The sequence below is a fragment of the Clostridium sp. AF50-3 genome, from assembly GCF_003477445.1.
Lineage (GTDB): Bacteria > Bacillota > Clostridia > Lachnospirales > Lachnospiraceae > Otoolea > Otoolea fessa.
On the sequence record NZ_QUDH01000030.1, the window covers coordinates 1 to 11,438 of the forward strand.

The 11,438-nt window shown below is 47.3% G+C and carries 13 protein-coding genes, 1 tRNA gene and 1 pseudogene; 3 read left to right on the forward strand and 12 right to left on the reverse strand.

The features are described 5' to 3' along the window. The 3 genes from tnpA to DW085_RS18280 all read right to left on the reverse strand — a co-directional run. The coding region (tnpA, locus tag DW085_RS18270; RefSeq protein WP_118494282.1) for an IS200/IS605 family transposase at nucleotides 1–220 on the reverse strand (220 nt) is incomplete at its 3' end. 183 nt (nucleotides 221–403) lie between these two features. Beyond that, the gene (gene queA, locus DW085_RS18275) at nucleotides 404–1,429 is read right to left on the reverse strand and encodes a tRNA preQ1(34) S-adenosylmethionine ribosyltransferase-isomerase QueA (RefSeq protein WP_107001497.1); all 1,026 of its coding nucleotides are present in this window, start codon (nucleotides 1,427–1,429) and stop codon (nucleotides 404–406) included. A gap of 72 nt (nucleotides 1,430–1,501) precedes the next feature. Then, the gene (locus DW085_RS18280; protein ID WP_118494285.1) at nucleotides 1,502–2,287 is read right to left on the reverse strand and encodes a hypothetical protein; all 786 of its coding nucleotides are present in this window, start codon (nucleotides 2,285–2,287) and stop codon (nucleotides 1,502–1,504) included. Between the two features lie 120 nt (nucleotides 2,288–2,407). Between DW085_RS18280 and DW085_RS18285 the strand changes: the two genes are divergently transcribed. The 3 genes from DW085_RS18285 (at nucleotide 2,408) to DW085_RS18295 (ending at nucleotide 3,453) form a co-directional block, all read left to right on the forward strand. Further along, nucleotides 2,408–2,479, forward strand: a tRNA-Arg gene (locus tag DW085_RS18285). A gap of 75 nt (nucleotides 2,480–2,554) precedes the next feature. Beyond that, nucleotides 2,555–3,277, forward strand: a complete 723-nt coding sequence (locus DW085_RS18290; RefSeq protein WP_182430949.1) for an MBL fold metallo-hydrolase — start codon at nucleotides 2,555–2,557, stop codon at nucleotides 3,275–3,277. Further along, nucleotides 3,274–3,453, forward strand: coding sequence for a hypothetical protein (locus tag DW085_RS18295; protein WP_118494291.1), 180 nt, complete (start codon nucleotides 3,274–3,276; stop codon nucleotides 3,451–3,453). The genes DW085_RS18290 and DW085_RS18295 overlap by 4 nt, the downstream gene beginning before the upstream one ends. A gap of 33 nt (nucleotides 3,454–3,486) precedes the next feature. Here the strand turns inward: DW085_RS18295 and DW085_RS18300 are convergent, their stop codons facing one another. From DW085_RS18300 to DW085_RS18345, 9 genes and pseudogenes are all read right to left on the reverse strand, one after another. Beyond that, the gene (locus DW085_RS18300) at nucleotides 3,487–4,089 is read right to left on the reverse strand and encodes a DedA family protein (RefSeq protein ID WP_118481982.1); all 603 of its coding nucleotides are present in this window, start codon (nucleotides 4,087–4,089) and stop codon (nucleotides 3,487–3,489) included. 107 nt (nucleotides 4,090–4,196) lie between these two features. Continuing rightward, nucleotides 4,197–4,859: a phosphate signaling complex protein PhoU gene (gene phoU / locus DW085_RS18305; RefSeq protein ID WP_118494294.1), complete on the reverse strand. Its 663-nt coding sequence runs from the start codon at nucleotides 4,857–4,859 to the stop codon at nucleotides 4,197–4,199. Between the two features lie 104 nt (nucleotides 4,860–4,963). Further along, nucleotides 4,964–5,718, reverse strand: a pseudogene (pstB, locus tag DW085_RS18310) (phosphate ABC transporter ATP-binding protein PstB). 21 nt (nucleotides 5,719–5,739) lie between these two features. Next, nucleotides 5,740–6,615, reverse strand: a complete 876-nt coding sequence (pstA, locus tag DW085_RS18315) for a phosphate ABC transporter permease PstA (protein ID WP_118494296.1) — start codon at nucleotides 6,613–6,615, stop codon at nucleotides 5,740–5,742. Continuing rightward, on the reverse strand, nucleotides 6,608–7,543 hold the full coding sequence (pstC, locus tag DW085_RS18320) for a phosphate ABC transporter permease subunit PstC (protein WP_118494311.1): 936 nt from the start codon (nucleotides 7,541–7,543) through the stop codon (nucleotides 6,608–6,610). The genes pstA and pstC overlap by 8 nt, the downstream gene beginning before the upstream one ends. A gap of 197 nt (nucleotides 7,544–7,740) precedes the next feature. Further along, entirely contained in the window at nucleotides 7,741–8,646 is a 906-nt protein-coding gene (locus DW085_RS18325) for a phosphate ABC transporter substrate-binding protein (protein WP_118494299.1), read from the reverse strand. Nucleotides 8,647–8,969: 323 nt separating this feature from the next. Continuing rightward, nucleotides 8,970–10,193: a tyrosine--tRNA ligase gene (gene tyrS / locus DW085_RS18335; RefSeq protein WP_118494305.1), complete on the reverse strand. Its 1,224-nt coding sequence runs from the start codon at nucleotides 10,191–10,193 to the stop codon at nucleotides 8,970–8,972. Between the two features lie 664 nt (nucleotides 10,194–10,857). Next, nucleotides 10,858–11,082, reverse strand: coding sequence for a hypothetical protein (locus DW085_RS18340; protein ID WP_107001488.1), 225 nt, complete (start codon nucleotides 11,080–11,082; stop codon nucleotides 10,858–10,860). 2 nt (nucleotides 11,083–11,084) lie between these two features. Beyond that, the gene (locus DW085_RS18345; protein ID WP_118469523.1) at nucleotides 11,085–11,372 is read right to left on the reverse strand and encodes a hypothetical protein; all 288 of its coding nucleotides are present in this window, start codon (nucleotides 11,370–11,372) and stop codon (nucleotides 11,085–11,087) included. Nucleotides 11,373–11,438: the final 66 nt, after the last annotated feature.

Below are 11,438 nucleotides of genomic sequence, written 5' to 3' on the forward strand. Positions count from 1 at the left end.
GTAAATGAATATGATCTGGCATAACCTCCATCGCCAGAATCTTAAATTTGTATTCCTCCGCAAGCCCATACAACATTTTTTTACATTCTGCGTCTATCCCATTTTTCAGGACCTGTTTTCGATATTTCGTGCACCAGACAAGATGATATTGCAAAGAATACACATATCCTCTACCATATGAAAGTGTATTTCTCTTAATAGTAAATATATCTTTTTCCATGTTTATATTATACCATATGCCCCCACACTTGGCAAACGCTAGTTCTGTATCTTGATAAAAAATTTGGCGCACCTAACCCATCACTAAAGTAACGAGAACGCGGTGTGCCGTTTTTCAAACATTTTTCGAAATAAAAAGACCCATAGCCTTTCACTATGAGTCTTTTTCATACATCCCTTTTCTCTACTGGATAAACATAGCATCCCCAAAACTAAAGAACCGATATCTCTGCCGGATCGCCTCTTCATACGCCGTGAGCACATGTTCTCTGCCTGCCAGTGCGGATACCAGCATGACGAGCGTGGACTCCGGCAGGTGGAAGTTTGTGATCAGGCAGTCCAGAATCTTGAACTGGTAGCCTGGATAAATGAAAATGTCCGTCCAGCCGCTGCATGCGCGGATCGTGCCGTCCTCGGCTGCTGCGGATTCCAGCGTCCGGCAGCTTGTCGTACCGACACAGATAATGCGTCCGCCATTTTTCTTCGTCTCATTAATCATATTAGCAGCGTCTTCTTCGATGCGGTAAAACTCCGAATGCATATGATGATCTAAAACATTTGAAACCTTGACCGGTCGGAAGGTTCCCAGACCCACATGGAGTGTCACATGCGCAATCTTCACTCCCATCTCCTGAATCTGTGCCAGCAGTTCCTTGGTAAAATGAAGTCCGGCAGTCGGAGCAGCCGCGGATCCCTCATGTTCTGCATAAACGGTCTGATAACGGTTTTTATCTTTCAGACGGTGTGTAATATACGGTGGAAGCGGCATCTGGCCAAGCTGGTCAAGAATCTCCTCGAAGATCCCCTCATAGGAGAACTGAATCAGACGATTTCCCTCTTCTACCACATCAATGACGGTTCCTTTTAACAAACCATCGCCAAAATTAATCACGGTTCCCGGTTTTGCCTTTTTACCCGGCTTTACCAGTGTCTCCCAGATATCGTTCTCACGACGTTTCAGAAGAAGAATCTCGATATGTGCATCCGTTCCCTCCTTGCTTCCGATCAGACGCGCCGGGATAACCTTCGTATCATTGATCACCAGACAATCGCCCGGATGAAGATAATTGACAATATCCTTAAACACCTTGTGCTGCATCTCGCCCGTCTTTTTATCCAGCACTAAAAGCCGGGAAGAAGAACGATCTTCCAGCGGATCCTGCGCGATCAGCTCCTGTGGTAAATCATAATAAAAATCTTTTACATCCATTCTTTCTGCCTCTTTTTCTTTCTATCTATAAATCTCTTTATTTTTCCATTCAGTTAGACAAAGTAAAACATTTTAAGGATTCGACGCAGACGGCTCTGTCTCATCCCGCATATACGACGCGCCCTGTTTCATAAATTCCACGCGCTCTTTCAGCGCTTCATCCTGCTCCATCGCCGCATCCATTGCTTCATCCGTCTGCTTGCTGAGAAGGCGCACATCCTCATTGACCGACAGCTCTTCAAAATACTGCGTCAGCTCTTCGGACATTTTCCCGTCATCGATCTGCCAGCTTCCGTCCTCCGCCCGGATCGCATAGATCCGCACCAGACTCGGTGCCGGTGTCTCCACGCCCGTATACAAAATCTCATAATACACATACGCTGCCATCTCACCGTCCCTAAGCCCCGGCGTCGTATAACATTTCACATTCTGGTACCCGGAAATGTACTGCTTCTGTTCTTCAAATTCCTGACGGTAGTGTTCTTCCTCACTCGTATCCTGTGAGGTAAACAACTTCACAAACGTATCCATATCACAGTCGGAAACCGCCTGAAAATAAGTATTCATCAGCTCTGTGATCCCCGGCTCGCCATTCTCTGTCAGAATACATCCGCCAAAGTCCTGAATATATTCTTTCGTGTCCGGCTCAATCACCATTCCAGATCCGCCTGTATCCACCATTTCTGCCGGTAAGCCATCCTTTTTCCCCAGAATGTTTGTTATTTTCCCGGAAAACATCGCCACCGCGCCAATCAGAATCAATACAATCACCGCCGCAAGCAGCATCACATAGCGGCGCAGTTCCCAGTCCGTTCCGTTCTTCCGGCTGCGTCCCGGTTTCTTTTTCGGTTCTCCCACCCGACCGCCTCCTGACTTATTCGATTGTTAATATTATAGCGGTGATTTGGTTACTCGGCAAGCGGTATTTCCGAAAAAAAACTTGCAATTTTCTAAATATTATAGTATCATACAAGTAATGCGTCTGTAGCTCAGTGGATAGAGCGCCGGCCTCCGGAGCCTGAGGCGTAGGTTCGATTCCTATCAGACGCATTCTTAAAAAGCGACAGCGGAGATATCTCAGCCGTCGCTTTTTGTGTTATTCATGATAAAAGGAGGACTCTTTCCGTGGAACTCATACACGTTTCTGGAAATACAGACTGCCTGCTTGGCAAAACAGCCGTCGGCGTCTACCGCATCGACGACACCCGCTGCATCCTGTTTGACAATGGTTACTCAAAGGAATATGACGAGCTGGTCGGCTCTCTGAAAGACGCCGGGCTGACCCCGGCGGGGCTGATCGTTTCCCACGCGCACATCGACCATCATGGAAACAGCAAACGCCTGCGCGAAGCCTTTCAGATTCCACTGGCTATGTCGCTTGGCGAAGCCGGGCTGATCGCCTCCCAGGCGGCGCTGGAACGGTATACCAATTATTTCGGGCGCTCCGAGGAGGAAAAGATTTCCATCGACACCGAGCAGCGCTGCCCGGTTGACTGTATCATCCAGCCGGAGGATACTTCCGTGACACTCTGCGGCGTAACCTTCCCGGTTCACCATCTGCCAGGGCATTCCCTCGACCACATCGTCATCGGCACACCGGACGGCGTCTGCTTTGCCGGAGACGCGCTTTTAACCGAAAATGTCCTGCGTCACGTCAAGCTCCATACTGCGACCACGTCGGTCTGGATCTGGAAAGCAAGGAAGCAATCACAAAACTGCCTTACCAGCACTGGATTTTATCGCACAAAGGTCCATTTGATGGCAATATCCGGGAACTGGCGGACAAAAATATGGATCTTGTCCGTCTGCGTCTCGCAGAGCTGGCAAAGCTTTTGCAGAGACCAATGACGCGTGATGAATTTTATCAGGAAAGCCGACGCCTGATCGGAATGCACATCGGTACCTACGACCAGCTCATCCGTCAGGAACGCCACCTGCGCCCATATCTGGAACAGCTGGTGATCGATGGGACGGCACGGCTGGAAGTAAAGAATGACACCATATATTTTTACTTGAATGAATAAACTCTTTCTGCATGAATTATCACTCTCCTGTTGTTATCGTTTCCGAAAATACACACACGCCACCGCAAATCCCAAGATTCCCGCTCCCATCACGGCGAAGCGGGAATATGTCTTTAACAGCACCAGAATACGTTCCCACGATGCCCCCGCCACCGCGCCGGCTCCGATGAGCACCGTATTCCAGATAAGACTGCCCGCTGTTGTCAGCAGGAGAAACGGCAGCAGTTCCATCTTTGCCATCCCCGCCGGAATCGAGATCAGGCTTCGGATGATCGGAACGAACCGGCAAAAAAAGACGGCTGACCGTCCCGTTCTCTCCAGCCATCCGTCTGCATCTTTCACATCTTCCACTTCTACTCCCAGCCGTTTTCCCCATGCCCCGCCCAAAAATGCATAAAACTTCTGCACGGGAATGTGCCGCCCCAGCTCATACAGAATCAGCGCCCCCAGCACCGAGCCCGCCGTCGCTGCCAGAACTGCCCCGGCTATGTTCATCCGTGTATATGTTGTCATAAATCCACCAAAGGTTAAAATCACTTCGGACGGGATCGGCGGAAACAAATTCTCAATTAGAATCAGGGCAAACATTCCCGCATATCCGTATGAACTTAAAAGTTCCAGCACTATATCACGCATGATATATCGCACTCCACGTTATCTCCACATATTCTATTTATTTTATGCGGAACGGAAAAAATCCAGGCATCTAATTTTCATTTTTCATGCCCGGATTTTAATTAAACCTAGAGAATCATCACATCCCCCACGGCCCCTGTATCCGAGAACTCTGTCCACTCGCATACATTGACCGCGTGATCGGCGATTCGCTCCAGATACTTAGCAACCATCAAAAGATCGACTGCCACATCGGATTTATCCCCATCTTTTTTCAGAAATTCGATGACTTCCCGTTTGACACGCTCAAAAAAGGCATCAATCAGGTCATCTCTCTGTTCAAAGGTTTCTGCGGTTTCGGTATCACGCTCGATGAAAGCGCGAATTGCATCTTTAACCATCGTTTTCACATTTGCCACCATGGCCGGAAGATGTTTGCTTACAAGACTAATATCTGCATCCTCCAAACGCAGGGACAGATCGGCAATGTCCGCCGCCTGATCGCCCATCCGCTCCAGATCGGTCACAACCTTCAGCGCCGTCGAGATATGGCGCAGATCACTGGCAACCGGCTGCTGTTTTAACATCAGCGTCAGGCAGTGTGTCTCGATCTTTCGCTCCATATTGTCCACATCCCGGTCTCCTTTGATAACCTTCTGTGCCAGCTCTTCATTATGCTCGGTAAGCGCTTGAAAACTACTGTCAATCGCATCCTGCACCATCTGGCTCATCGCGTTCAATTCCTGATTCAGCCCTTCTAACTCCTGTATAAATGCCTCTCTCGTCGCCATCCCGTATCTCCTCTCCATCTCCCCTGTTTTCTGCCCAGAAATTTTCCACTTCTGAACAACAAACTGATTTTCTACTTATTTTTAAATCCTCAATCTTACACCTATCATCCAAACCGTCCGGTAATATAGTCTTCCGTCTTCTTCTCCCGCGGATGCGAGAACAGATCCGTCGTCGGTGCATACTCGACTATCTCACCCACCAGGAAAAATGCCGTGTAGTCCGCAATACGGGTCGCCTGCTGCATATTGTGAGTAACGATGACAACGGTATAATTCTTCTTAAGCTCGCCCATCAGATCCTCGATTTTCAGCGTGGAAATCGGGTCCAGTGCCGAGGTCGGCTCATCCATCAGGAGAATCTCCGGCTCAACCGCCAGCGCACGCGCGATGCAGAGACGCTGCTGCTGTCCGCCGGAAAGTCCCAGTGCAGAACGTTTCAGGCGATCCTTGACCTCATCCCACAGGGCCGCGCCGCGCAGACTCTTCTCCACAATCGCGTCCAGCTCTGGCTTTCCCTTAATGCCGTGAATCCGCGGTCCATACGCGATATTGTCATAAATACTCATCGGAAATGGGTTCGGCTGCTGAAATACCATGCCGACCTTCTTGCGAAGAAGCGTCGTATCAACCTCGGATCATAGATATCCTCGCCGTCGATCCACACCTTTCCATTGATTGTTACATTCGGCACCAGATCGTTCATGCGGTTCAATGTTTTTAAATAGGTAGACTTACCGCAGCCGGACGGTCCGATAAACGCTGTGATCTGATTTTCATATATATCCAGATTGATATTTTTTAATGCATGATTGTTTCCATAGTACAGATTCAAATCCGACGTAGAAATTTTTGTCTCCATATCATTTCCTCATTTTTTACTTTATTTTAATTTTGTCACATCAAACCGGTTGGTCAAAAATCTCGTCAGCAGGTTGATTCCCAGCACGATAATCAGAAGCACGACCGCGATTCCAAACGCCTGATCGTATTTTGCTTTCTGCATCGACAGGTAGAGCTGGATGGTCAGCGTGCCACTCGATTCAAACAGTTTTCCAAACAGGTTTTTCGGAAGCTGGAAGCCGCTTCCGGCAGTAAACAGAAGCGCCGCCGACTCTCCCACGATACGTCCAATCGAAAGAATGATGCCGGTCAGAATACCCGGTGCCGCGCTCGGCAGCAGGATTGTCCGGATCATATACCATTTCGTTGCACCGATTCCCAGCGCGCCGCTGCGGTAGCTGTCCGGAACGGTTTTGAGTGCTTCCTGTGTGTTCCGCGTAATCAGCGGAAGCACCATCAGGGTAAGCGTGAAGGATCCGGTCAGAACCGAATAGCCCAGCTTCAGCGTCATTCCGAAAAAGACCATACCGAACAAGCCAAAAATAATCGACGGAATACCGGACAGGATCTCGGTTGTAAATTCAATCGTCCTCACCAGTTTTCCCGGCTTTGCATATTCGTTCAGATAAATGGCGGAGCCGATTCCGATCGGCGCTGCAATGATAAGGGTAATTACAATGATGTAAATCGTGTTGATGATATTTCCCAGAATACCGAAGGTGCCCTTTAAAGAGCTCTGCACCGTGGACAGAAACTGCCAGGAAACCTGCGGCAGACCGCGCACAAACACATACCCCATGATGCCAACTAACAGCGCGATCGCCACGCCAGCTGCCAGATAAATCAGCGCTTTTAAGACATTGTCCCCGATGCGGGTGCGCTTCTGGTAAATACTTTTCATTCTATTATCAGTCATTTGTGCCGCCCTCCTTCACAAACATCCGGCTGAGCACCGTGTTGATAAACATGATAAATACGAACAGCACCAGACCGATGGTAAAGAGCACTTCCCGGTGAAGTCCCTCTGAATAAGACATTTCCGCCACGATCGCGGTTGTCAGGAAACGGACGGAGTTAAATGGGAGCGGCAGATTGACTGAACTTCCAGATACCAGGCTGATCGCCATTGCCTCCCCGATCGCACGTCCGCAGCCTAAAACCACCGCCGTGATGATGCCGGAGTGCGCTGCCGGAACGATTACTTTGAAAATCGTCTGGATATGCGTTGCACCGAGCGCCAGCGATGCGCTTTTTAAATGTTTCGGGACTGCCCTAAGCGACGCTTCACTGATATTGATGACGGTCGGAAGAATCATGATTGCCAGAACCAGAACCGCCGATATCAGGTTCGCACCGCCGGTAAACTGATGCGTCGTGGAACCGGCAAAGATTTTCATTTCCAGCTTATACATCAGGGGATTTAAAATCAAAATTCCTAAGAGTCCGTAGATAACCGACGGAATACCTGCCAGAAGTTCAACTGCCGGGCGGACCACTGCCGCTACCTTCGGCGGCGCAACCTCTGCCAGAAAGATGGCGGTAAACAACCCAATCGGAACACCGATCAGGATCGCCAGAAAGGTTCCGACGATGGAAGTTAAAATAACGTAGAGAATTCCGAAAGACGCCGGATTTCCAGTCGGCTTCCAGACGCTTCCAAATAAGATTTCCGGAACACCCACCTTAAAAAGTGCCGGGGTACCGCTGATAATCATGTATAAGGTAATTGAAAAAACTGCCACCACCGCCAGCAGGCCGCAGGCGGTAAAAATAATTTCCGCTGCCCTCTCTACCGCTGATTTCGTGGCATGGCTTCCAAAAATGGTAAATTTCTTTTCGTGCATATGTCTCTCCTGTCCCGGATTGAACAGCGAGCCGCTTTCGGTCAAAGCAGAGTTTCCTTTCTGCGGCTTGACTGCAAGCGACTCGATATTATTTGAATCTATTCAATATTATGCGTATTCGTGAATTTCTGATTTTTCTATCCTTACCTGTCTCCACCGGTAATTTTATCCACATTCACAAATTCCGATGCAGTTTCTTACTTCGTAGTAATCAGACCTACAGATTTAATCAGGTCATCGCCTTCTGCAGAGTATACATAGTCAAACAGAGCCTGTACCAGCTCGTTCTGCTCAGAAATTTCTCCCTTGGTTGCCATAACGAATGGACGGCTTAAGAAATAGCTGCCTGCCTTGATGTTCTCCTCCGTCGGCTCTACATCATCCAGTTTAACTGCCTTAACGGTATCATCGACTACATCCAGGGAAACGTATCCGATGGAACCCGGTGTAGATGCTACTTTTGCCATAACTGCACCGGTGGAATCCAGCTCGTTTGCATATTTGCAGGCATCTTCCAGACCCAGCAGCTCCTCAAATGCGCCTCTAGTACCGGAACCTGCTTCCCGTCCGACTACGACAATCGGCATATCGCTGCCGCCTACATCCTTCCAGTTTGTGATGCTTCCGTCGTAAATGCCGGTCAGGTCATCCTTGCTCAGACCATCTACAGCGTTGGACGGGTCAACGACAACGGCGATACCATCGATGGCTACGATATTTTCAACAGCACCTTTTGCTTTCTCATCATCCTTTAATGCTCTGGAAGAATCACCGACATCACACTGACCTGCCAGCACGGACTCGATACCTGCGGAAGAGCCGGTAAATTCAGCCTGTACGGTCACGTTCGGATATTTCTCCATGAACGTTTCTGCCAGTGCATTTGCAAATTTTTCCATTGAAGTGGAACCTGCCAGGGTGATAGAACCACTCAAATTTTTTGCATCTGCGCTGTTCTCGGTTGTATCTGCTGCTGCACCACTTTCAGCTGCACTGCTGTCTGCTGCACTTGTATTTGTATTGCTGGAACCACATCCTATCATTCCAGTTGCCAGAACGGCTGCTCCTAATACTGCGATTGTTTTCTGAACATTTTTCTTCATAATAAAATTCCTCTTTCCTCTCTCTTTTTTCTCTCAGAGTTTTTTATCCTTGATTTCTTACAGTACGCAGTATAAAAGATTCCTGGATTTACAGAAATCATGTTTTGGTATCGTTTATGTAAAATTTTGGTAATTTTTGTGGGAGTGAATGTAAGATATGGTTTCGGATCTGCTCTGTTTGTCTCCATGATCCGAAACGCCGCCGGACATCTCTTCGGACTTTGCTTGAAAGCCCGGGCAAAGATCGCCGGCGGCGTAATTCTGATTTTTATACTGAGTTTCATTCTGCTCTCAAACAAGGCAGGTGAATTTCCCCAGACATCCTACTTCAGAACAATCTTCTTAAAGTTTTTCTTACCTCTCTTGACAACCATTCCTTCGCCGGAAAGCTGATCTTTCGTAAAGACTGCCTTAACATCCTTTACCTGGTTTCCGTCTACAGATACGCCGCCCTGCTCGACATTTCTTCTTGCCTCGGAACGGGACGGAGCCAGACCGGATTTCTGCAGGATGGAGAGAATATCGATCTCATCACCGTTGAAATCATCCTCCGTCAGCTCGTAGGTCGGCATATTCGCTGCATTTCCGCTGGAAAACAGTGCTTTCGCTGCTGCCTGTGCCTTCTCAGCCTCTTCCTCGCCGTGTACCAGCTTGGTCAGCTCGTAAGCCAGGATCTCTTTTGCAGTATTTAACTGGCTGCCTTCCCATTTATCCATCTCATCGATCTGCTCAAGCGGCAGGAAGGTCAGCATACGCAGGCATTTTAATACGTCCGCGTCAGCGACGTTTCTCCAGTACTGGTAGAACTCGAACGGGGAGGTCTTGTTCGGATCCAGCCATACAGCACCTGACTGGGTCTTGCCCATCTTCTTGCCCTCGGAGTTTAACAGCAGGGTGATGGTCATCGCGTGTGCGTCCTTGCCAAGCTTTCTGCGGATCAGCTCGGTACCTCCTAACATATTGCTCCACTGATCGTCGCCGCCGAACTGCATGTTGCAGCCGTATTTCTGGTACAGCATGTAGAAATCGTAGCTCTGCATGATCATGTAGTTGAACTCTAAGAAGCTTAAACCTCTCTCCATTCTCTGCTTGTAGCACTCAGCAGTCAGCATGCGGTTGACACTGAAATGCGGTCCAACCTCGCGCAGTAAGTTTACATAATTCAGATTCATCAGCCACTCTGCGTTGTTGACTAAGAGCGCCTTGTCATCGGAGAAATCGATGAAACGGCTCATCTGCTTTTTGAAGCAGTCGCAGTTGTGCTGGATCGTCTCCGGTGTCAGCATCTGGCGCATATCCGTACGTCCGGACGGATCGCCGATCATGCCGGTGCCGCCGCCCAGTAATGCGATCGGCTTGTTGCCTGCCATCTGCAGACGTTTCATCAGGCACAGTGCCATGAAATGTCCTACATGAAGGCTGTCTGCGGTCGGGTCAAAACCGATGTAGAAAACGGCTTTTCCTTCGTTGACCAGTTTTTTGATCTCTTCTTCGTTTGTAACCTGGGCGATCAGACCTCTGGCTACTAATTCTTCGTAAATCTGCATTTTCCTGTTTACTCCTTTTTATAAAAAATAATTTTGCTTACTCGTTTTGCTTCTCCACGGGATTCCTTTTTTCAAAAATACATCCGATTCATCCTTTATTTTCTCTCCGAAAATCATTCTCAAAACAGAACAATAAAGGTACTTTGGAACGTCTGTGATTTCACAAGACACATTTTTCTATAAAATAAAAAAGCCCCGTCCTCCAAAAAGGACGGGGCAAAATTCCCGTGTTACCACCTTTGTTCGCAGACAGCTCGCGCCCATCTGCCTCTGCCGGTACCCTCTGATACCGTGACCGGATAACGTGTGTCTCTCACGTCGCAGCCTACCAAATCAACCGCCGCACATTTTCCACGCAGCCTTTTCATCGGATCCGATTTTAGATTCTTCGGTGCGAAGCTCCGGGATGTATTCGAATATCCGGTTCACGCGCGCCTCTCATCATCCGGCTGCTTTCTGTGCGCTCTCCTGCGGATCTCTACTTGTTCCCTTCATTGCCTTTGTAAGGTTATTGAGTATATTCTGTATTATAAGCGAAATTTATTATTTGTCAAGGCAATTTCTCAACTTCAAACTTCACGCTATAAAATTTTTACATTACTTTAAATTCAAAGCGTAAAAAGTAGTGTACATATTTATTAAATATAATTATCATATTATTACTTTAGTCACACAGTTCCCAATCTCCCAGCCACGTATCCTTAGAATAATTATATAATCTTCTATATAATTTCCCGTTTTCAACTTTATAAACATATTTTATAACATCTGCTCTAGCTATTGAACTCGATTTTTCAACAGCCACCTCTTTCTCTTGTGCAAACGCAGTCCCTGAAAAAATACATGTCATAGCAATTATTACTGCTAAAATTCTGATCGTTTTTTTCATTTTTATTTCCTCCTAATATTAATATTCTTTAATTCATTTGGTATTTCATCCAATGTTCCTATATATGTACCATTCATATATAATTCATACCCGTTTTCTGTCTTTACAAAAAAGTTATTTTTTTTGACTATATCATCTTCTTCAAAATACGGTGCATGCAACTTCAAATCAGCTACTGGTTCTATTACTATTGTACCAGACAATATAATAGCAATTAAGAAAAAGAACAACTTAATATTGACCTGTTTTTTTTGTTCTTCATTCAATATAGAAGAAATTCTAATTTTCAAAAAAACTTCCATTAAAAAAAAGATAGTGTTCCTCTCCTTTTTAACGCTTTTGTCCTAGACATTTTT